This window comes from Archangium gephyra, from assembly GCF_049060025.1.
Classification (GTDB): domain Bacteria; phylum Myxococcota; class Myxococcia; order Myxococcales; family Myxococcaceae; genus Archangium; species Archangium gephyra_A.
The window spans coordinates 6,676,680-6,696,618 of record NZ_JBMEQQ010000002.1 but is presented as its reverse complement, the minus strand read 5'-3'; the positions used below and the strand labels follow the sequence as shown (position 1 = coordinate 6,696,618).

At 70.7% G+C, this 19,939-nt stretch carries 18 protein-coding genes and 2 pseudogenes; 12 read left to right on the top strand and 8 right to left on the bottom strand.

Going from position 1 to position 19,939, the window contains the following annotated elements:
• Positions 1 to 39 precede the first annotated feature (39 nt).
• The 5 genes from ACN28I_RS29000 (at position 40) to ACN28I_RS28980 (ending at position 5,981) form a co-directional block, all read left to right on the top strand.
• Entirely contained in the window at positions 40 to 1,899 is a 1,860-nt protein-coding gene (locus ACN28I_RS29000; RefSeq protein WP_420945165.1) for a glycoside hydrolase family 15 protein, read from the top strand.
• A gap of 50 nt (positions 1,900 to 1,949) precedes the next feature.
• A complete protein-coding gene (locus tag ACN28I_RS28995; RefSeq protein ID WP_420945164.1) occupies positions 1,950 to 2,732 on the top strand; it encodes a DNA-methyltransferase in 783 nt (260 codons plus the stop codon).
• A 23-nt stretch (positions 2,733 to 2,755) separates the two neighbouring features.
• Positions 2,756 to 3,211, top strand: a complete 456-nt coding sequence (locus ACN28I_RS28990; protein ID WP_420945163.1) for a PD-(D/E)XK nuclease superfamily protein — start codon at positions 2,756 to 2,758, stop codon at positions 3,209 to 3,211.
• Positions 3,212 to 3,314: 103 nt separating this feature from the next.
• Positions 3,315 to 4,289, top strand: a complete 975-nt coding sequence (locus ACN28I_RS28985) for an NADPH:quinone oxidoreductase family protein (RefSeq protein WP_420945162.1) — start codon at positions 3,315 to 3,317, stop codon at positions 4,287 to 4,289.
• A gap of 54 nt (positions 4,290 to 4,343) precedes the next feature.
• Positions 4,344 to 5,981: a long-chain fatty acid--CoA ligase gene (locus tag ACN28I_RS28980; protein ID WP_420948736.1), complete on the top strand. Its 1,638-nt coding sequence runs from the start codon at positions 4,344 to 4,346 to the stop codon at positions 5,979 to 5,981.
• Between the two features lie 55 nt (positions 5,982 to 6,036).
• Here ACN28I_RS28980 and ACN28I_RS28975 read toward each other — a convergent pair whose 3' ends face one another.
• The 6 genes from ACN28I_RS28975 to ACN28I_RS28950 form a co-directional block, all read right to left on the bottom strand.
• Positions 6,037 to 6,348 carry a hypothetical protein gene (locus ACN28I_RS28975; protein ID WP_420945161.1) on the bottom strand — a complete coding sequence of 104 codons (312 nt, stop codon included), beginning with the start codon at positions 6,346 to 6,348 and terminating at the stop codon, positions 6,037 to 6,039.
• A 99-nt stretch (positions 6,349 to 6,447) separates the two neighbouring features.
• Positions 6,448 to 7,356: a phosphotransferase gene (locus ACN28I_RS28970; protein WP_420945160.1), complete on the bottom strand. Its 909-nt coding sequence runs from the start codon at positions 7,354 to 7,356 to the stop codon at positions 6,448 to 6,450.
• 116 nt (positions 7,357 to 7,472) lie between these two features.
• A complete protein-coding gene (locus ACN28I_RS28965; protein ID WP_420945159.1) occupies positions 7,473 to 8,120 on the bottom strand; it encodes a M23 family metallopeptidase in 648 nt (215 codons plus the stop codon).
• Positions 8,120 to 8,917 (bottom strand): TolB family protein, encoded by a 798-nt coding sequence (locus ACN28I_RS28960; RefSeq protein ID WP_420945158.1) that lies wholly within the window; start codon positions 8,915 to 8,917, stop codon positions 8,120 to 8,122. Before ACN28I_RS28960 ends, ACN28I_RS28965 begins: the two co-directional genes overlap by 1 nt.
• Before the next feature lie 303 nt (positions 8,918 to 9,220).
• A complete protein-coding gene (locus ACN28I_RS28955; protein ID WP_420945157.1) occupies positions 9,221 to 10,177 on the bottom strand; it encodes a PLP-dependent cysteine synthase family protein in 957 nt (318 codons plus the stop codon).
• A gap of 104 nt (positions 10,178 to 10,281) precedes the next feature.
• Positions 10,282 to 11,244: a hypothetical protein gene (locus ACN28I_RS28950; protein WP_420945156.1), complete on the bottom strand. Its 963-nt coding sequence runs from the start codon at positions 11,242 to 11,244 to the stop codon at positions 10,282 to 10,284.
• Positions 11,245 to 11,388: 144 nt separating this feature from the next.
• On the opposite strand from ACN28I_RS28950, the gene ACN28I_RS28945 reads away from it, so the two are divergent.
• The 3 genes from ACN28I_RS28945 (at position 11,389) to ACN28I_RS28935 (ending at position 14,409) form a co-directional block, all read left to right on the top strand.
• On the top strand, positions 11,389 to 12,045 hold the full coding sequence (locus tag ACN28I_RS28945) for a hypothetical protein (RefSeq protein WP_420945155.1): 657 nt from the start codon (positions 11,389 to 11,391) through the stop codon (positions 12,043 to 12,045).
• A 76-nt stretch (positions 12,046 to 12,121) separates the two neighbouring features.
• On the top strand, positions 12,122 to 13,876 hold the full coding sequence (locus ACN28I_RS28940; protein ID WP_420945154.1) for an ATP-binding protein: 1,755 nt from the start codon (positions 12,122 to 12,124) through the stop codon (positions 13,874 to 13,876).
• A gap of 155 nt (positions 13,877 to 14,031) precedes the next feature.
• Positions 14,032 to 14,409: a hypothetical protein gene (locus tag ACN28I_RS28935; protein WP_420945153.1), complete on the top strand. Its 378-nt coding sequence runs from the start codon at positions 14,032 to 14,034 to the stop codon at positions 14,407 to 14,409.
• Between the two features lie 107 nt (positions 14,410 to 14,516).
• On the opposite strand, the gene ACN28I_RS28930 is transcribed toward ACN28I_RS28935, so the two are convergent.
• On the bottom strand, positions 14,517 to 14,918 hold the full coding sequence (locus tag ACN28I_RS28930) for an SAF domain-containing protein (protein ID WP_420945152.1): 402 nt from the start codon (positions 14,916 to 14,918) through the stop codon (positions 14,517 to 14,519).
• 19 nt (positions 14,919 to 14,937) lie between these two features.
• Entirely contained in the window at positions 14,938 to 15,942 is a 1,005-nt protein-coding gene (locus tag ACN28I_RS28925; RefSeq protein WP_420945151.1) for a glycosyltransferase family 4 protein, read from the bottom strand.
• A gap of 139 nt (positions 15,943 to 16,081) precedes the next feature.
• On the opposite strand from ACN28I_RS28925, the gene ACN28I_RS28920 reads away from it, so the two are divergent.
• The 4 genes and pseudogenes from ACN28I_RS28920 to ACN28I_RS28905 form a co-directional block, all read left to right on the top strand.
• Entirely contained in the window at positions 16,082 to 16,291 is a 210-nt protein-coding gene (locus ACN28I_RS28920) for a hypothetical protein (protein ID WP_420945150.1), read from the top strand.
• A gap of 184 nt (positions 16,292 to 16,475) precedes the next feature.
• Positions 16,476 to 17,795 (top strand): DUF763 domain-containing protein, encoded by a 1,320-nt coding sequence (locus ACN28I_RS28915; protein WP_420945149.1) that lies wholly within the window; start codon positions 16,476 to 16,478, stop codon positions 17,793 to 17,795.
• A gap of 168 nt (positions 17,796 to 17,963) precedes the next feature.
• A pseudogene (locus ACN28I_RS28910) lies at positions 17,964 to 19,247 on the top strand (PAS domain S-box protein); the annotation flags it as partial.
• A pseudogene (locus tag ACN28I_RS28905) lies at positions 19,192 to 19,926 on the top strand (GAF domain-containing protein); the annotation flags it as partial. The pseudogenes ACN28I_RS28910 and ACN28I_RS28905, both read left to right, overlap by 56 nt.
• Positions 19,927 to 19,939 lie beyond the last annotated feature (13 nt).

Below are 19,939 nucleotides of genomic sequence, written 5' to 3'. Positions count from 1 at the left end.
GATTCAGGGGCGAACACGGGACACCCACCGGGGGACACCATGCGCGCGCCGCCCATCTCCGACTACGCCTTGCTGTCCGACTGCCACTCGGCACTGCTGGTGAGCCGCCGGGGCTCCGTGGACTGGCTGTGTCACCCCCGCTTCGACTCGCCCTCCGTGTTCGGCCGGCTGCTGGGCGCGGAGGCGGGACACTGGGTGCTGCGGCCGGTGAAGGGCCGCTCGCGCCGGCGCTACCTCGAACGCACGCTCGTGCTGGAGACGCTGCACCACACGCCCACGGGCATCGCCGTGCAGGTGGAGGCCCTCGCGTTGGGGCGCGGCAATCGCGAGCACGAGCTGGGGGCGAATGCGCCCGGCATGGTGCTGCGCCGGGTGGTGTGCGTGGAGGGGCAGGTGGAGTTCGAGACGGACTTCTGCCCGCGGCCCGAGTACGGCCTGGTGCACCCGCTGCTGCGCGAGGTGGAGGGCGGCGTGCTGGCGCAGGGAGGCGCGGACCGGTTGCGGCTGTCCTCTCCGGTGCCCCTGCGTCTGGAGGACAGCAACGCGTCCGGACGCTTTACCCTGCGGGCGGGTGAGTCGGTGTGCTTCGCGCTGGAGCACCGTGCGTGGTGGGAAGAGGCGCCGCGGGCCTGGAGCCAGCAGGAGCTGCATGCGTGGCTCCTGGACACGGTGGAGGGCTGGCGGAGCTGGTCGGACATGCACCAGAACTACGAGGGCCCCTGGCGCGAGCTGGTGCACCACAGCGGCCGCGTGTTGCAGGGGCTCACCTTCCAGCCCACGGGCGCCATCGTCGCCGCGCCCACCACCTCGTTGCCCGAGTCCGTGGGCGGCGAGCGCAACTGGGACTACCGCTACACCTGGCTGCGCGACGCGAGCCTCACGCTCGAGGCGCTCTGGGTGGCGGCCTGCCCGGACGAGGCGTGGATGTTCTTCGACTTCCTCACCTCGTCCATGACGCAGATGCGCCGGGGGGAGGACTTGCAGATCATGTTTGGCATTGGTGGCGAGCGCGATTTGAGCGAGCGCGTGCTGCCACACCTGCCGGGGTGGAGGGGCAGTTGGCCGGTGCGGGTGGGCAACAGCGCGTGGACGCAGCGGCAACTGGACGTCTACGGCGAGGTGCTCGCGGCGGCGCACCGGCTCCAGCCGCAGCTCGACAGGTTGGATGAGGCCGGACGGCGGTTCCTGCGGACGCTGGCGGACACGGCCGCGGACCGCTGGGCCGAGCCGGACCAGGGCATCTGGGAGATGCGCGGACCGCCGCGGCACCACCTCTACTCGAAGCTGATGTGCTGGGTGGCGATGGACCGGGCGCTGGCGCTCGAGGACATGCTGGGCGCGGACCCCGAGCGCGTGGCGCGCTGGAAGCGGGTGCGCCGGGACATCCGCTCGGCCATCCTGGAGCACGGGTGGAACGAGGACGTGGGCGCGTTCACGCAGTCCTTCGACTCGGGTGTGCTGGATGCGTCGGTGCTGATGATGCCCATCGTCGGCTTCCTGCCGGCGAACGACTCGCGGATGCGGGCCACGATGGACGCCATCGCCACGGAGCTCACGGATGCGCGGGGGCTCGTGTACCGCTACCGGGCCGACGACGGGCTGGAGGGCGAGGAGGGGACGTTCTTCCTGTGCACCTTCTGGCTGGCGCAGGCGTACGCCCTGGCGGACGAGGTGGAGCGCGCCCGGGAGACATTCACGCAGGCGGTGGAGCACGTGAATGACGTGGGGCTGCTGTCCGAGGAGGTGGAGCCCGACAGTGGGGAGCTGCTCGGCAACTTCCCGCAGGCCTTCAGCCACATCGGCCTGGTGAACGCGGCGTGGGCCATTGCCCAGGCCGAGGAGCGCCGCGAGCGCAGGGCCGGGTCCGCGCGCCTCTCCACGCCGGGTGCCCCCATCTGATCGTTCCTGGATATCTCGCCCGGCCCGGGGAGGAGGGTGGGCGGCAGGGGATGTCATACTCCCGGGATACGTTGCCCCCGCGCCGGTCGTCCCCGGCGCACACCTCCATGTCCCGCTACCGCCTGTCGCAGAGTGATGCCGTCGAGTGGCTCCGTGGCCTGCCGGAGTCCTCGGTGGACCTCGTCATCACCGACCCCGCCTACGAGTCCCTCGAGAAGCACCGCGCCATCGGCACCACGACGCGTCTCAAGCGCAGCAAGGCGTCCAGCAACCTCTGGTTTCAAATCTTCCCCAACGCGCGCTTCCCCGAGCTCTTCGCCGAGATCTGGCGCGTGCTCAAGCGGGACTCGCACTTCTACCTCTTCTGTGACCCCGAGACGATGTTCGTGGCCAAGCCGCTCGCGGAGGCCGCGGGCTTCCGCTTCTGGAAGCCCATCGTCTGGGACAAGCAGCACATCGGCATGGGCTATCACTACCGCTCCCGCTACGAGCTCATCCTCTTCTTCGAGAAGGGCCGGCGGCGGCTGAGCGACCTGGGCGTGGCGGACGTGCTGCCGGTGCCGCGCGTCCACCGGGGCTACCCGGCGGAGAAGCCTCCCGCGCTCAGCGAGGTGCTCATCCGCCAGAGCAGCGCGCCCGGAGAGGTGGTGGTGGACCCCTTCATGGGCTCGGGCTCGGTGGGCGTGGCGGCGGTGCGGCTCGGGCGGAACTTCCACGGCACCGACATCTGTGACGAGGCGCTCGACATCTCCGACACGCGCCTGCGGGCCGAGGGCGCGGTGCCCGAGGAGACCGCCGGCTCGCGGGAACTGCGCCTGGCCCACAGCGGGTGAGCGGCCAGGCGAGGGAGGCACGGATGACTGGACACGAATACGCGGACCTGGTGGCCAGATACATCGTGAAGAACTTCGCCTCGCGCGGGGTGAAGGTGTACCGCGAGGTGTCCGTCGGCAAGACGCTCACCGGGCGCGGACGGCGCGTCGACATCTTCGTGCTCGAGCCCTCCACGCGCACCGCGCTCGCCATCGAGTGCAAGTTCCAGGGCAGCGTGGGCACCGTGGACGAGAAGATTCCCTTCGCCCTGCAGGACCTGGAGAGCATGCGGATTCCCTGCTGCGTCGTCTACGCGGGGGATGGCTTCTCGCAAGGCATCCTCCACATCCTCTCCGCCTCGCCCATCGCCGCCTACTGCCTGCCCGGCGCCAAGACGCTCGCGCCCTCCCAGGACACGCGGGAGCTGGACTCCATCCTCGCCATGACCTTCAAGTGGTGGGACGTGCTCGTGCGCGGCAAGAAGCGCGTGGCGCTCTGAGCGCCTCCCGTCCTTCCATGACGTGCGGTCCGGCCATCGGACGGGGTAGTGTGCCCGCCCTACATTCCGAGCGGCCCGCACGGCCGGGCCGGGGAGCTACACCATGCGCGCGTTGCAGCTCGAGCGGTTGGACGGTCCCGAGGGTCTGAAGCTGGTGGACGTGCCGGAGCCCGAGGCGGGTGACCAGGTGCTCATCGACGTGAGGGCCGCCGGAGTGAGCTTCCCGGACCTGCTGCTCACCAAGGGCCAGTACCAGATGAAGCCGCCGCTGCCCTTCGTGCCGGGCGTCGAGGTCGCGGGCGTGGTGCGCGGCGCTCCGGCGGGTTCGGGCTTCAAGGCCGGCGACCGGGTGATGGCCTTCACCATGCTCGGGGGCTGGGCGGACGTGGTGGCGGCACCGCCGGGCATGACGTTCCGCGTGCCCGAGGGCTGGAGCTTCGAGGCGGCCGCGGGCACGGTGATGAACTACCACACGGCCTACTTCGCGCTGCACCGGCGCGGCCGGTTGAAGACGGCCGAGACGGTGCTCGTGCACGGCGCGGCCGGTGGGGTGGGGACGGCGACCATCCAGGTGGCGCGCGGCGCGGGCGCCCGCGTGTTCGCGGTGGTGAGCAGCGAGGAGAAGGCCGAGGTGGCTCGCAGCGCGGGCGCGGACAAGGCCTTCCTGTCCAGCGGGGACTGGGTGTCGCGGGTGCGGGACGCGACGAAGGGGCGGGGCGTGGACGTGGTGATGGACCCGGTGGGCGGAGACATCTTCGACCTGAGCCTCAAGTGCCTCGCCCCCGAGGGCCGGCTGCTGGTGGTGGGCTTCGCGGGCGGGCGGATTCCCGAGGTGAAGGTGAACCGGCTGCTCCTCAAGAACGTGGACGTGGTGGGCGTGGCCTGGGGCGCCTTCATCATGCAGGAGCCCGAGCTCACCGCCGAGATCGCCAAGGGGCTGTCCTCGCTCTCGGACAAGGGCTTCGTCGAGCCCGTGGTGGGGCAGGTGTTTCCGTTGGAACAGGCCGCCCAGGCCCTGCGTGAGCTGGACTCGCGCAAGGCCACCGGCAAGGTGGTGCTGCGCATCCGGGAGGGGTGAGCCGCGCGTTTGGAGGTAGCATCGGTGCCCTACTCACTTCAGGGGGATGCACCGATGCTCACCGGACGCATGATGGACTTCCCGCTCACGTTCACCCATTTCCTCGAGCGGGCCCGCACCTACTTCGGCCGCGCGGAAATCGTCAGCCGCCAACCGGACAAGTCGCTCCACCGCTATACCTACGCGGACTTCTACCGGCGCACCTGCAAGCTCGCCCACGCCCTCACCCGGCTCGGCGTGAAGCCCGGCGACCGCGTGGCCTCGCTGAGCTGGAACCACCACCGCCACCTGGAGCTCTACTTCGCCGTGCCCTCCATGGGCGCGGTCATCCACACCCTCAACCTCCGGCTCCACCCCAACGACCTCGCCTATATCGCCCGGCACGCCGAGGACCGCGTCGTCGTCGTGGACCGCTCGCTCCTCCCGCTGCTCGAGAAGTTCATCGCCGCCGTCCCCTCCATCCAGCACGTCATCGTCATCCCCGATGATGGCCCCACCCCCGAGGGACGCCTGGACTACGAGAAGCTGCTCGCGCCCGAGCAGGACTCCTTCGCCTGGCCCGCGCTCGAGGAGCGCTCCGCGGCGATGCTCTGCTACACCTCCGGCACCACCGGCAATCCCAAGGGCGTCCTCTACTCCCACCGCTCCTGCGTGCTGCATGCGATTGCCCTGTGCATGAGCGACTCGTTCGGCATCGGCGAGGCGGACGCCATCCTCCCCGTGGTGCCCATGTTCCACGCCGCCGCCTGGGGCATGCCCCATGCCGCCGTCTTCACCGGCGCGAAGCTCGTCTTCCCCGGGCCCCACCTGGACCCGCTGTCCCTCGTGGAGCTCATGGCCGGCGAGCGCGTCACCCTCGCCGCCGGTGTGCCCACCATCTGGCTCGGCATCCTCGCCCTGTTGGATCAGGAGCCCAAGCGCTGGGATTTGAAGTCCGTGCGCACCATGGCCATCGGTGGCTCGGCGGCGCCGCCCGCGATGATCGACGGCTTCCTCCACCGCCATGGCCTGCTCGTCACGCACGCCTGGGGCATGACGGAGCTCAACCCCGTCGGCACGCTCGCGCGCCCGCGCCGCCACCACGAGCACCTGCCTCAGGAGCAACGGCTCGCCCTCCGCGCCACGCAGGGCTACGCCCTCCCGCTCGTCGAGGTGCGCCACGTGAGTGACGCGGGCCAGGTGCTCCCCTGGGACGGCGCGACCATGGGCGAGCTGGAGGTGCGCGGGCCCTGGGTCGCCTCCTCGTACTACGGCGGCGAGGGCACGGACCGCTTCACCCCGGATGGCTGGTTCAAGACGGGAGACGTGGTGACGCTCGATGCCGACGGCTACGTGCGCATCACCGACCGCTCCAAGGACGTCATCAAGTCCGGCGGCGAGTGGATCAGCTCCGTGGACCTGGAGAACGCCCTCATGGCCCACCCGGCCGTGCTCGAGGCCGCCGTGTTCGCCGCGAAGGACTCCAAGTGGGACGAGCGCCCGCTGGCCGCCGTGGTGCTCAAGCCGGGCCAGTCCGCCACCAAGGAGGAGCTCGCCGCCCACCTGGAGAAGCGCTTCGTGAAGTGGTGGCTGCCGGATGACTACGTCTTCCTCCCGCAGATTCCGCGCACCTCCACCGGCAAGTTCCTCAAGACGAAGCTGCGCGAGGACTACGGCGACTACCTGCTCGAGCAGAAGCGGAAGAACGGCTGACGTCCCCCGCCTCGGCCCGGGGCTTCCCGTGTGGAAGCCCCCGGAGGAGCCCGGCTCAGTCCTCGATTTCGAGCTCGAGCCCGCCGGTCATCCTCAGCGCGATGTTCGCGAACGCCGTGGCGATGATGCCGCCGATGAAGCCGATCAGCGCGTACATGATGGGGATGAAGATGATGGCGGCGATGCCCCCGCCGATGCCGAAGGCGGCCAGGGGACCGGCGTTCTTCCCGCCCGAGGCGGCGCCGATCGCGCTGAAGAGCATGAAGAAACCGCCGTACATGAGCCCGATGAGGAAGCCCATGAGGGCATTGAAGACAGCGAGGTACTTGCCGAACGACAGCACGCCGAAACTGCGGATCCGCTTCATGGTGGTATCCCCCTCGAGGATGTCCCGAGCCGGTGGGGTGGCTCGTGCGTAGTACCCCCCAGGTTAAGCGTTGTCCCGTGGACGATTCCAGCCCATCCCTCAGCCGGCGAGGCCGTGGCGGAGCGCGTCCCAGCCCACCCGGGTGATGGCCTCGTCCCGCTCGCTCTCTCCGTAAAGCAGCAGCGCCACTCCGTAGTGGAACGCCCGGAAACGCGCGCGGTCCCAGGTGGCCGCGTCGATGTCCCCATAGGCCTCGCGGAACGCGCCCCGGGCCTCCGGCGGCAGGAAGGTGAAGGCGAGCGTCAGGTCGATCGCCGGATCTCCCAGGTGCACGTCTCCCCAGTCGATCACCCCCGTCACCGTGTGGTGCGCGTCCACGAGCAGGTGTCTCGCGTACAGGTCTCCGTGCACCCAGCAGGCGCGCCGCTCCCAGGGCGGGGTGTCCACCAGCCGGGACACCCAGGCACGCACCGCCGCGCCGTCCACCGCCGCGCCGTCCGCCTCCAGCTTTGCCAGCCGCTCGAGAATCATCGGCGCGCGTTGGCGCAGGTCCGCGCGGGCCAGCTCGTCCCCGGGGCCTCGCGCCAGCGTCTCGTCGTCCACGGGTATGCCGTGCAGCGCCCTCAAGAACCGCCCCAGTGCCGCGGCGTTGCGCAGCCGCTCCCCGGGAGTCCACGCCACGGCGCAGGCGGTGACTCCGGGCAGCAGCGCGTACCCGGCGAAGGGGTAGGGGTAGTCTCCCTCGGGCTGGCCGTGCCACACCGGCTCGGGGATGCGCAGCGGCAGGTGGGGCGCCAGCCGGGGCAGGATGCGGGCCTCGTTCTCCAGCAGGGCCACCGCGATCTTCCGGCGCGGGAAGCGGAACACCCACCGCCCGTTCACCGTATACGCGGCGTTGTCCCAGCCCGTCCCCAGGTGCTCCAACCTCGCCGGGGCGAAGCCTCCGGGAATTGCCGCTCCACCCGCCGGGCGGCGTCCTCGCGCGTCAGATGGACGTCTGCTTCCCACACGGGCGGCATGCTGCTTCCTCCCCCCTTCATCCATCCCGGCGCGGAGGGGGCCACGCACACAGGGAGACCCGGGCTCGGCGCCCGGGTCTCCCTGGTTCCTTCAACGGCTACCCGCTACTGGCAGGCGATGCCGGGCAGGCCCCGGTACGCGCCCTGCGACGTCCAGCGCGTGTAGGGCGTGCCGCACGAGCCGGCGTACGGGTCATCGATGCCGTAGTTCGGCACCCAGTACTCGAAGTGCAGGTGCGGACCGGTGGAGGCGCCGGACGAGCCCGCCCGGGCGATCCACCAGGTGCAGGACAGGTTGGTGTTGCGGGCGTACTGCTGCGTGTACTTCATCAGGTGCCAGTACTTGGTCTTGGTGCCATCCCCGTGCCGCATGATGATGTAGTTGGCCGTGTAGAGGCCGCAGGCGGCGTACGGGTTGGCCTGGTTCCAGTAGTTGCACCGGTCGTAGTACCCATCCACCGAGGACTCGATGACACCCGCGGCGGCGTTCATGACCCACACGCCGTAGTCCATCTTGCTGAACCCGCCGACCAGGGCGTAGTCCGTGCCGGTGTGTCCGGAGTAGCGCACGCCACCGCACGCGTAGTCCCGGCCACCGTAATCCTTGTACGCGCTCACGACGCAGCCACCGTTGCCGCACTGGTCGCCGAGCTGCGACATGGGAAAGCGGAACATCGTCTGCGCCGAGGAGACCGCCGGCATGGCCAGCAGCGCGAAGAGCAGCGTCGCGGCGAACTTCTTCATGGTGTTCATCACTTCTCACCCCCGAGATCCGGAGCTGCCTTGCCCGTGCGCACGTCGATCTTCCAGAACTCGCCGCCGCCCGCGTTGTAGCGGAGCACGTCGTCGCTCACCCACTCCATGTGGTGGCTGGAGACGGGCGGGGGAACGAAGCCCGCCGGAGCGCCGCCGAACAGCATGTGGCTCTCCATCCCGATGTTGGTGAGCTGCTTGGGCTCCGCGCCGTCCACCGTCGTGACGAAGAACGAGGCCACGCTGGTGCGGCCCGACACGAAGACGACCGTCTTGCCATCCGGGGAGATGCTGGGCGTCGCGTCGATGCCGGGACCATCCGCCAGCACCTTCACGCGGCCGTTCATGTCGATGATGGCCACGGACGTCTCGTGACCCTCGTCGTTGCTACCCGCCATCGTGGCCACCAGGGCGTCACCCTTGGCCGTCGGGAAGAGATCGCCGCCCACCTTCTGGGCCAGCACCCGCTCGCGGCCGTTGGGCTCGCGCAGGCGCAGGTTGCCCTGGCCGTCCAGCAGCGCCACGTTGCGACCCACCGCGCGGGCCTCACGGTACTTGAACTCGCGGGCCACCACGCTCACCGCGCCCGTCGGCTCGTCGTACTGCACGATGGCCAGCAACGGCACGTCGTCCGTGGCCGGAGCGTTCTCGGGAATCTCGGCGATGACTCCCGCCATCATGTTGCGGCCCTGGCCGAAGAGATGCACGAACCGGGCCTTCGGTCCGAACTCCTTGGCGACCGCGGGGACGATGCGCTCACGCGCCTTCTCGACACGGCGAAGGTCCGACGGATTCATACGGCCCGCTGCCGACGCGCTGGTCGCTGCCAGCGTGAACGCCGCCATGGACAGAAATAGCTTTCTCATCCGGCTCCTGGGGGAATAGGGGGAATGCCTGTTTATCCGTTTTTGAGAAGGTTTGAAAGCCCAGGATACAAACAGTTGAGTCGGGATTTTTCGTGGAAGATTTGTATGGATTTGTTTTGACCGTGGCGGAACGCCCTGGGGTCCGTGGCACCCTCACCCCGACCCTCTCCCGGAGGGCGAGGGGAGAGTGGGGGCACCGTTCTTCGGTTCTTCAGTTCTTCGGTTCTTCGGTGTTCAGGCGGTGCCCTTGGGCTGCAGCAGCTCGGTGGAGAAGTAGCGCTCCATCCGGTCCGGGAAGAGCGTCACCACCTGCGCCTGCGGACCCAGCCGCTTCGCCGCCTCCACCGCCGCCGCGTAGTTGAGCCCCGACGAGGGCCCCACCGGAAAACCCCGGCGGATGAGCGCCCGCGCGGTGCTCATCGCCAGATCGTCCGAGATGTTCAGCTCCACCAGCCCCGGCAGGTCCGCCTCGCGGTACAGCCGCGACAGGCCATCCACCACGCCCGGCACCCGTGAGCTGAAGCTGCAGCACTCGATGTCGGTGCCCAGCCCCGAGATGGGCCGCGCCACGAAGGGCGTCACCGGGCAGCCCGCCTCCGCGAAGGCCTGGTACAGCCCCACCACCGTGCCGCCCGTGCCCACCCCGCTCACCACCGCGTGCACCAGCCCGCCCGGTACCTGCGAGAGAATCTCCTGCCCCGTCCACACCCGGTGCGCCTCCGCGTTGTCCGGGTTCTCGAACTGGCGCGGCGCGAAGGCCTTGCGCTCCCGGGCGAGCTCCTCCGCTCGCGCGATGGCGCCCCGGATGCCCACGTCGCGCGGCACCAGCTCCACGTTGCCCCCGTAGGCGCGGATGGTGAGCACGCGCTCGCCCGTGACGCCCTCGGGCATGACGGCGGTGAACTTCAGCCCCATCTGCGCCGAGGCCAGCGCCAGCGCGATGCTCGTCGAGCCGCTCGAGGCCTCCACCACCTCGCCGTCCGGGCTCAGCTCGCCCAGCCGCCACGCCTTCTCCAGCATGTAACGCGCGATGCGGTCCTTCGTGGAGCCGCTCGGGTTGAGGAACTCCAGCTTGCACCAGATGGTGGGGCCCTCCGCCTCGAGGCGGACGGGGACCAGCGGCGTGGGGGCGATCGACTGGAGGAAGCGGCCATCCGCGGGGAGCGGGCGACAGGGAGGACGTGGGGTCATGGCGGGCTCCGGAAGTCCGCCCCACATATCGTGAATACCCCCGCGCCGGGAGTCTTCCTCCCGGATGACGCACCGCTTCTCTGGCCGCTTCCCGAGCGAATGGCTCAGAAGTGCAGGCCGACGCCCCCGAACGGGCCGCCCATCTTCTCCCGGTGCACCACGCCATCCAGGTGGCCCCGGTCATCCAGCAGCAGCCCGCGCCAACCGGCTCGCACCGTCAGCGCGCCCAGGTGCATCGCCAGGCCCACCTGTCCATCCAGTTGCAGGTGCGGCAGCGGCACCCACTGCACCCGTCCCTCCATATCGAACGGTCCGAACAGGCACCGCTCGAATGACAGCGCGAGGCTCGGTCCGATGAAGGTGATGTCCGGTGCGCGGGCCATGGCCACGCCCGCCTCCCACCGCAGCCGGCCGTGCTCGCTCGCGAGCGGGGCGAACGTCACACTCGCGTCCGCCAGGGTGATGTGGTCCTTTCCCTCCGAGCCATCCTCCGTGTTCAGCGACAGCGAGTTGATGCGCGCCGAGACACCCCAGCGCCGCTCCTCGACGCCCAGGTTGAACCCCACCGCTCCGCCGTCCGGCAGCACGTTCGCCTCCACGCCCATCCGCACCATCACCGGATGGCTCCGCTCTTCCGGCTCCTGCGTCACCGGGCGCGGGCGGTACCGGCGGTAATACGGGACAGACGTCCCGGAGACGGAGATCCACCCGATGCCCGGAGTCAGGAGGGGCCGCCGGGGACGCGGACCCGAGCCCCCGCCATTGTCGCCTCCGTTGCCCGGCGAGTCGTCCGAGTCCCGGCCCACGGGCGTGGCATCGTGGACCCGGGACTTCCCGCTGCTGCTGCCGTGCTCGCCGCTGGAGCTGGAAGAGCTGGAGCCGGAGGAGCGCGAGCCTCCGGACGAGGACGAGCTGGAGCCGGAGGACGAGCCACCCGATTTACCGAAGCGGGCCTCGGCCACCGGGGCGGTGAGGACGCATCCGGCCGCCAGGGCGGCACACAGTGTCTGCTGGGGGGATGGCAGGGGAGGCCTCCTGGGAATGCGGTTCCGTGCGGCTCCATCCAAGCATTTCTCCAACCCGTCCGGCCTCCACTCCCCAGCGGGTGACGCATGCCCGACAGGGTGAGTGTCCATGTCAGGAACCCAGCCGGGGCGAGTGTCGTCAGCCGCACGGCGGCGCCCCGCACGCGGGGTGATAGCCTCCACCCCATGTTGTTCTTCGACCTGGAGGCCTATGCACCTCCCGATGACCGCACCGCGAGCCTGAGCTCGCTCATCGTCAACCCCGCGCGGCCGGGACACCTGCTGCTGGGCGGATGCTTCTTCCGCAAGCGCTTCGACGAGCCCATCCCCGAGGCCCCCGAGGTGCAGGGGCTCTGGCTCTGGAACTTCGCCTCCGAGGCCGCCCTGCTCTCCGCCATCAAGGCGCGCTTCGAGGAGGAGTGGCGCCTCCAGCGCGAGGAGAAGGTCCGCGTGCTCGGCAAGCCGGCGACGGACCTCGTCGTCTGTGGCGCGGGCATCACCAAGTTCGATCTCCCGGCCCTCTACTGCCGCTCCCTCTTCAACGAGATCGCCAGCCCGGCCGAGCTGTTCGAGGTCTTCTTCAAGGCCCGTCCCATCGAGCTCGCCAACGAGGCCAGCTTCCTCTTCCCCGAGGAGCCCATCCTCTATCCCAAGACGACCCGGGAGATGGCCGGGCGGCTGGGATTGCACGAGCGCAAGGGCTCCAGCAAGAACATCTGGGACAGCTACGAGCGCCGCGACTACGCCGCCATCGAGCAGCGGACCGCCGAGGAGCTCCGCCTGGTGCTCGAGCTCTACACGCGCCTGCAGGCGAAGATCGCCCGGGCCTCGCGGGCTACATGAAGGTGGTGGGCGGGCTTGCAAGGGCCGGCGGGACGGGGTGGTTTCGGGCCCCCCTATTCGCGTGGAGTGGGCCGTCATGCGAGCATACACGCGTGTTGGTTGGTCGATCCGAGGCCCGGCGATGACGATTCGCGCCAAGGTGTTCCTGTTCGCCTTGATGGCGGTCGGGCTCGTATGCCTCATGGGCGTCCACCTCTACGCCGGCGCCAGCCGGGGCCAGTACATCCGCGAGCAGCTCACGGCCATCCAGGAGCAGCGCGATGCCTACGAGCGGTTGCACGGGCTCGTCTGGCCCTACCTGAACCAGTTGGCGCAGATGCGGCGGGTGGAGGGCAGCATCGGGCTCGTGCAGCGCGAGCTGCTGGAGAAGGTGGACGTGGAGCTGGCGCAGCTCGAGGACAGCCTGGCCCGGGAGGAGCGGTGGTTGGGGAACAGGTCCGAGGAGTCCGAGCGGCAGGAGCAACAGGAGCTCCGCGATGCCATGCGCCAATGGTCGGAGTGGGCGGCGGCGCGCGTGCGTGCCCTCCCCGAGGGCACCTCGGTGGGCTCCACGTTGCAGTGGTTGCTGTACTCCCAGTTCGAACAGAACGTGGGCCAGCGCATCAAGCTCCTGCAAGAGGCGGAGAAGGCCGAGATGGACGAGCTGCGGCGCCGCTGGGACGGCAACGTGCAGCTCTCCCGCAACCTGGCGCTGGTCTTCCCCGCCATCTGCCTCGTGCTCGTGCTGGCGCTCGCCTTCGCCATCCTCAACCCCCTGCGGCGCTCGCTCCAGGGGCTCATGACGGTGGCCGAGCGCATCGGGCGGGGGGACTTCGACCTCCGCCTTCCCCCGGCGGGCCATGACGAGCTGGGCCGGCTCACCCACGCCTTCGACCGGATGGCGCGCGAGCTGCGCGAGGTGCTGGAGGAGAAGCAGCGGCTCATCCGCGCCGAGGCCGAGGTCTCCGAGCGCGAGGCCCGCCGCTACCACCTCCTGCTGGAGGACACGGTGCGCACCCGCACCGCCGAGCTCGCCGATACCAACGTCCGCCTCCAGGACAGCCTCCAGCAGCTCCAGGCCGCCCAGGAGCAGTTGCTCTTCGCGGACCGGCTCGCCTCCGTGGGCCGGCTCGCCGCGGGCGTGGGCCATGAAATCAACAACCCGCTCGCCTTCATCCTCAGCAACCTGCGCTACGTCCACCAGGAGCTGGACGAGCTGTCCGGCACCCCCTCCGAGGAGTCGCGCCAGGAGATGCTCGCCGCGCTCTCCGAGGCCAGCGAGGGCGCCGAGCGCGTGCGCCTCATCGTGCAGGATCTCAAGTCGCTGTCGCGGCCGGATGACGTGGCGCTCGGCCCGGTGGACCTGGCGGAGGTGGTGCGCGGCTCGGCGAAGATGGCCCGGCACGAGGTGCGGGACCGGGCCCGGTTGGTGGAGGACTGTGGCGAGGTGCCTCCCGTGCACGCCAACGCGGCGCGCCTGGGGCAGGTGTTCCTCAACCTCATCATCAACGCGGCGCACGCCATCACCCCGGGCCGCGTGCAGGAGAATGAAATCCGCGTGGAGGCCCGGCGCTCCGGCCCCAGCCAGGTCACCGTGGCGGTGCGCGACACCGGGGCCGGCATCTCCCCCGAGCACCTGCGGCGCGTCTTCGATCCCTTCTTCACCACCAAGCCCGCCGGCGTGGGCACGGGGCTGGGGCTGTCCGTGTGCCACCGCATCATCACCGCGCTCGGCGGGGAGATTCGCGTCGAGAGCGAGCCGGGCCGCGGCACCTCCTTCTTCATCACCCTGGCCGTGGCCGAGCGCTCCGGGGACTCGGAGCCGCCGTCCTCCGGCGAGTCCGCGGCCTGAGCTGTCCGGCGTTGGACGTCCGCGCGGCGCAAGGACTTGGCGAGCGCAAACTGTTCAACGTTCTTCCCCGTGAAATTCCGCACGCCCCCAGCGTCTGGAAACAGGCATCCCCATGTTGGGCGCGCAAGCCATCCAACATTCAGGAGGAGGAACGGATGCCACCGCGTGGAGTGAAGAGCCCGAAGCGTCAGCGGCAGTATGCGAAGATCAAACAGTCCGCGCGCAAGCGGGGCACCAGCGAGGCCCGTGCCGAGGAGCTCGCCGCCCGCGTCGTGAACAAGCAGCGCAGCAAGTCCGGCGAGACGAAGGGCTCGGCGAAGAAGAAGACCGCCGCGAAGAAGAGCGCGGCGAAGCGGAGCTCCACGAAGACCTCCGCCAAGAGCTCGTCGCGCCGGGCGAAGCCGGCCCGCGGCACGCGCAGCACCGGGGCCAAGTCCCGCACCCGCACCACCGCCGCCAAGACGCGGCGCAAGTCGAGCGGCTCGTCCCGCTCGAGCAGCCGCTCCAAGCCGTCACGCTCGAAGAAGAAGTAGGCGCGCGCCCGGCGAGCCTGACGGCCAGGTACCGTTTCCAGTGAAGTGACCCCGCGGCCCTCGGAGAAGACCCGAGGGCCCGCGCGGCTCCGGCGGCTCCGGTCCGCTCAGCGGGCCGAGTCCGAGCCGACCGCCTGGTCCTCGGGCGCGGGCTTCGCCGGGCTGGCCTCGAAGTGAGTCCAGAGCATGGGGTCTCCCGCCTTCACGGGCACCAGGAGCTTCTTGTTGATGATGTGATCGGCGTCGCTCGGTCTGACGATGGAGCGGGTGACGAACTGCTCCGGGATGCTCCGTTGGTACACGTGGTCGAACGTCAGGACCGTTCCCTCTTCCATGTCCTGGCTGGCGACGATCACCGGGTGGAGGTTCCAGCCCTCACGGGCCTTCGCGGCCTTGTTGTGCGCCCAGTTGTACGCCACGATGCCACTCACCATCACGCCGCCCACCAGTCCCACCACCAGGCCGATGATGAGCCCCAGCACGATGCCCGCCGGCTTCTTCTTTTCCATGTCGAGAGTCTCCGGGCGTTCAGCCGCCCATCGCTGAATGGTACACCCGCGCGAGTGCCTGGGCCTCGTTCGCCACGCCGAAGCGGGCCCGGGCCTCCTCGGCGGCGTTGAGCCCCACCTGCCTCGCCCGCTCCGGCGCGTTCAGCAGCTCCTTCAGCAGCTCGCGCAGCTCCGCCACGTTGCCGGGCTCGAAGAGGAAGCCCGTGCGGCCGTGCTCGATGAAGGAGGGCACGTGCGGCAGCCGGCTCATCACCGTGCAGCACCCGCACGCCATCGCCTCCAGCATCACCATGGAGAAGGACTCGAAGTGCGTCGGGTTCACCAGCACGCTCAGCCCCTGGTACCAGGGCACCACCGGGCGCTGCTCTCCGGCGAGCACCAGCCGCCCTCCCGTCTTGTCGCGCAGCCCCTTGGCCCACGCCCTGTCCCCGCCCTTGGCCAGCCCCACCAGCACCGGCGTCCACTCGGACGCGGGCAGCCCGGGCAGCAGCGGCGCGAGCGCCTCGACGAAGTCTCCCTGGCCCTTGCTCGGGCGGATGCGTCCCACCACGCCCACGCCCCGCCGGCCCCCGAGCCCCAGCGCCTTCCACGCCGCGTCCCGGTCCACCGGCGGTGTGAAGCGCTCCAGGTCCACCCCGTGCGGCACCAGCTGCGAGGGCCTCCCCATCCACCCGGCGCTCTGCGCGTTGAGCGTCACGAGCTGCTCGGCGAAGCGGGTGAGGAAGCGGGTGAAGCGGCCCGGCGGCCCTCCCCCGTGGCGCGTGTAGACGAGCCGCACCTCCCGGCCCAGCAGCCGCAGCAGCAGCCCGGCCAGCAGCTCGTTGTTGCGGTGCGCGTGCCACACCACCGGCTCCTGACGGATGCGCCGCCACAGCTCGCTCCAGGCGATCCGCGGCACGTCCTCCTCCAGGTTGCCCCCCACGGCCCGCGTCTCCATCAGCCGCGCCAGCTCGGTGACGATGCGCTCGGTGTGCGCGGTGACGCCCGTGCGGCGCCGGTGGAAGTGGGGGTGGACGACGAGCATGGCGCCCCCGTCTGTACCCGACGTCAGACGACTCGGCAGCTGGCGTCTGGCGTCTGTAAGGTACTCCCGCGTACCCCGCTGTCAGTGGGGGGCGGGATCTGGCGCTCATCCTCCCACCTGTGGTACCTGAAGTGTGCCCATGCCCACTTCTCTTCCCCGTGGTTGGCTCCTCGGGCTCGCGCTCTGGTTCGCGAGCACCGCATGGCTCTACGCCTTCATGAGCCGCGCCCAGGCCGAGCAGTCCTCGGAGCTCGCGCAGCTTCGGCGGGAGATGGCGGAGCTGCACCGCGAGGTGCTCTCCTGCCAGTTGGAGAGCGCCGAGGCGCGCATCTCCCAGGGCCGCCGCTAGCTCGCGTCAGGGAAGTGGCCGAAGGGGCGTGATGTCCCCTCTCCCGAGGGGAGAGGGGAGATGTCAGCGCAGGTTCCCAGGGTGTCTGGGTGCAGAGCGGGCAGGCTCGGCCCTCGCCGCTCCCCCGCGTGAAGAAGGACCCGAGGTCAGAGGTTGACTCCTGGAGGTTACCTCCGGAGTCATCATGGACCGTACGGGCAGTGCAGACCTTCCCCTCCATTCGGGCCGCGTGCCGGACTGGCTCGCCCAGCGCATGGCGCGCATGAGCCGCGTCCTCGTGGAGGCCCTCGTGCTCCACTACGGCCGCCACGAGGTGCTGCGCCGGCTCGCCCATCCCTTCTGGTTCCAGTCGCTCGGCGCCGTCATGGGCATGGACTGGCACTCCTCGGGCGTCACCACCACCGTGCTCGGCGCGCTCAAACGCGGGCTCACCCCCGGCGGGCGCCAGCTCGGGTTGTATGTCGTGGGCGGCAAGGGCCTCCAGGCGCGCCGCACCCCGGACGAGCTGCGCATCATCGGCGACCGGGTGGGCATCGACGCGGACGCCCTCATCCGCGCCAGCCGTCTGGCGGCCAAGGTGGACAGCGCCGCGGTGCAGGACGGCTTCGAGCTGTATGCCCACAGCCTCATCCTCTCGGACGACAACGCGTGGGCCGTGGTGCAGCAGGGGATGAACACCGAGGCCCGGCAGGCCCGGCGCTACCACTGGCTGTCCGAGGGCCTGGGCAGCTTCGTGGACTCGCCCCACGCCGCCATCGAGGGGCCCAACCAGGGCGTCATCCTCAACCTCACCGACAAGCGTGCCTCGCGGGCCCGGGCCGCCCAGGTGGAGCTGGTCTCCCAGGGGCCGGACGTGGTGCTGGGCGCCCTGCGCAAGCTGCGTCCCCAACCCGCGCCCGTGCCCTTCACCCCGCTGCTGCCCCACCTGCAGATGCCCCCGCACGAGGAGGTGACGCGCGAGGACGTGGTGCTGCGCCGGCTCCACGGCACGCTGGCCGCCGCGGCCGAGCAGGGCCCCCGCGACTTCGCCGAGCTGCTGCTCCACCCCGGCGTGGGCGCGCGCACCGTGGCGGCCCTGGCCACCGTGGCCGAGGTGCTCCACGGCTCGCCCGCGCGCTTCACCGACCCCGCGCGCTTCGCCTTCGCCCAGGGCGGCAAGGACCGGCAGCCCTTCCCGGTGCGCCTGGACGTCTATGACGAGACGCTGCGCGTGCTGCGCTCGGCGGTGGACGCCGCGAGGCTCGGCAACGACGAGCGGCTCCAGGCCATCCGCGAGCTGGACCGGCAGGCGCGCCGGCTCGAGTCCGTGGCCACGGGCGCATCCTTCGACGCGCTCGTCGAGGAGGGGTGGAAGGACGTCCCCGAGTTGCTGCCCACCGATGCGCCCCCGCGCAGGCCCTCGGGACGTCCCGGCTGGCGGCGCCGGACCGGGCCCCGGAGCCAACTGGAGCTGCCCGGCCTCGAGGAGGAGACTCCCGGTGATTCCTCGTCCCACTCCAGGTGAGGCCCGGGGGGCGGACGCCCGCCCGGTCGGCGATCGAGCCGCCCCTCCTGAAAGAGGGACGTGTACGGTGGCGGAGAGCTGTTTCCCTCCAGGGCGGGGCGGTGTGGGGTCATGGCGGTAATCTGTCCGGTGGCGCCTGCCCCCCCAGGCGAGTAGGGAGCCCTCATCGTGTCGAGCAGCAGCCACTCTGCCCCTTCCGCGCGCCGGGGGGCCCAGCAAAAGCGGGCCTTCCCCCCCCGGTTGGATGGACGGGTACTGGTCGTCGATGACACGGACGCCAAGCGCTACCTCATCGCCCAGACGCTGCGCCTGGCGGGCATGGAGGTGGTGGAGGCGGTGAGCGGCGAGGAGGCCCTCGCGGCGGCCCTGTCCGGGCCGGACGTGGTGGTGCTGGACGTGCGGCTGCCGGACATGAGCGGCTTCGACGTGTGCCGGCGTCTGAAGGAGGACCCCGCCACCGCCGCCATCCCGGTGCTCTACATCTCCGCCCTGCTGCAGGACGAGGAGCTGGAGGAGCGGCTCTTCGAGGACGGCGCGGATGGCTACATCCCCCAGCCCATCGAATCCCGGCACCTGGTGGCGCAGACGTGGGCCCTGGTGCGGATGCGCCGGGCGGAGCAGGCCCGCCGGCGCGAGCGCGAGGAGTCCCAGGCCGAGCAGGCGCGGCTGCAACGCGAGCTGGAGAAGACGCAGTCGCGGGCCCGCCGGCTCACCGAGTCCGGCGTGGTGGGCATCCTCTATTGGGACCTGGACGGCTCCATCCTCGAGGCCAACGACGCCTTCCTCGGCATGGTGGGCTACTCGCGCGAGGACTTCGAGCAGGGCCTCGTCAACTGGCGCGGGCTGACGCCCCCCGAGTGGGTGGCGGCGGACGAGCAGGCCATCCGGGAGGTCCGCGCCCAGGGCTTCAGCGGGCTGTACGAGAAGCAGTACGTGCGCCAGGACGGCGCGCGGGTGGACGTCATGCTGGGGGCCGCCGCGTTCGAGGGCGAGGCCCACCGCGGCGTGACGATGGTGGTGGACCTCTCCGAGCGCCGGGAGTCCGAGCGCCGGCTCAAGCACCTCATGGCGGAGCTGGCCTCCAGCGAGGCCCGGTTGCGGCTGGCGCTCGACTCGGCCGAGCTCGGCGCGTGGAGCTACGACCTGGCCACCGGCCAGCATCGCTGGGACGCGCGTGCCAAGGAGCTGTTCGGGCTGCCGCCGGAGGCGCCGGTGGACATGACGGTGTGGCGGGCGGCGACCCACCCGGAGGACCGGGAGTGGGTGGAGGCGTCGGTCCTGCGCGCGCTGACGGGGGCCAAGGGGGGCTTCTTCTCGGCCGAGTACCGGACGGTGGGCGCGCGGGACGGGGTGTTGCGGTGGATTGCCTCCCGGGGCCGGGTCCTCTTCGGCGCGGATGGCCAGCCCACGGCCCTGTCGGGCACCTACCTGGACTTCACCGAGCGCAAGCTCAACGAGCAGCGTGCCGCGGAAGCTCCAGGCCACCACCGCCGCCTTCGCGCACGCGCTCACCCCCGAGCAGGTGGGCAACGCGCTGGTGGAGCGCGGGCTGAAGTCCCTGGAGGCCTACGCGGGCGTCCTCAGTCTGGTGGAGGGCGACGCGCTGCGCATCTCCAGCTACTTCGGCTATCCCGCCACCCTTCCCCAGCAGTACAGCCGCTTTCCGCTCGGCGTCCGCACCCCCTCCACCGCGGCCGTCCTGGAGGGGCGGACCCTCGTGGTGCAGGCCAGCGAATCGCTGGCCCAGGAGTGGCCCGAGTTCGCCCGGACGGTGGCGGACAGCCGCACCCGCACCTGGCTGAGCACGCCGTTGAAGATGGGCGAGCGGGTGGTGGGGGTGCTGGGGCTGAGCTTCGCCTCGCCGCGCCGCTTCAGCGCGCGGGAGATGGTGCACCTGGAGTCGCTCTGCGGGCTGTGTGCCCAGGCGCTGGAGCGGGCCCGGCTCTACGAGGAGGAGCGGCGGGCCAAGGACGAGGCCCGGCAGCGCTCGGAGCTGGAGCAGCAGTTCCTCGGCGTGGTGAGCCACGACTTGCGCAACCCCCTGGCCTCCATCTCGCTGGGCGCGCGCACGCTGCAGCGCCTGGAGCGGCCGGCCCCGGAGACGGTGTTGCGCACGGCCGGACGCATCGCCACGAGCGCGGACA

Coding starts and splice junctions, on each gene's coding strand:
- ACN28I_RS29000 (WP_420945165.1), top strand. CDS start 40: ATGCGCGCGCCGCCCATCTCCGACTACGCCTTGCTGTCCGACTGCCAC.
- ACN28I_RS28995 (WP_420945164.1), top strand. CDS start 1,950: ATGTCATACTCCCGGGATACGTTGCCCCCGCGCCGGTCGTCCCCGGCG.
- ACN28I_RS28990 (WP_420945163.1), top strand. CDS start 2,756: ATGACTGGACACGAATACGCGGACCTGGTGGCCAGATACATCGTGAAG.
- ACN28I_RS28985 (WP_420945162.1), top strand. CDS start 3,315: ATGCGCGCGTTGCAGCTCGAGCGGTTGGACGGTCCCGAGGGTCTGAAG.
- ACN28I_RS28980 (WP_420948736.1), top strand. CDS start 4,344: ATGCTCACCGGACGCATGATGGACTTCCCGCTCACGTTCACCCATTTC.
- ACN28I_RS28975 (WP_420945161.1), bottom strand. CDS start 6,348: ATGAAGCGGATCCGCAGTTTCGGCGTGCTGTCGTTCGGCAAGTACCTC.
- ACN28I_RS28965 (WP_420945159.1), bottom strand. CDS start 8,120: ATGAACACCATGAAGAAGTTCGCCGCGACGCTGCTCTTCGCGCTGCTG.
- ACN28I_RS28960 (WP_420945158.1), bottom strand. CDS start 8,917: ATGAATCCGTCGGACCTTCGCCGTGTCGAGAAGGCGCGTGAGCGCATC.
- ACN28I_RS28955 (WP_420945157.1), bottom strand. CDS start 10,177: ATGACCCCACGTCCTCCCTGTCGCCCGCTCCCCGCGGATGGCCGCTTC.
- ACN28I_RS28945 (WP_420945155.1), top strand. CDS start 11,389: ATGTTGTTCTTCGACCTGGAGGCCTATGCACCTCCCGATGACCGCACC.
- ACN28I_RS28940 (WP_420945154.1), top strand. CDS start 12,122: ATGCGAGCATACACGCGTGTTGGTTGGTCGATCCGAGGCCCGGCGATG.
- ACN28I_RS28935 (WP_420945153.1), top strand. CDS start 14,032: ATGCCACCGCGTGGAGTGAAGAGCCCGAAGCGTCAGCGGCAGTATGCG.
- ACN28I_RS28930 (WP_420945152.1), bottom strand. CDS start 14,918: ATGGAAAAGAAGAAGCCGGCGGGCATCGTGCTGGGGCTCATCATCGGC.
- ACN28I_RS28925 (WP_420945151.1), bottom strand. CDS start 15,942: ATGCTCGTCGTCCACCCCCACTTCCACCGGCGCCGCACGGGCGTCACC.
- ACN28I_RS28920 (WP_420945150.1), top strand. CDS start 16,082: ATGCCCACTTCTCTTCCCCGTGGTTGGCTCCTCGGGCTCGCGCTCTGG.
- ACN28I_RS28915 (WP_420945149.1), top strand. CDS start 16,476: ATGGACCGTACGGGCAGTGCAGACCTTCCCCTCCATTCGGGCCGCGTG.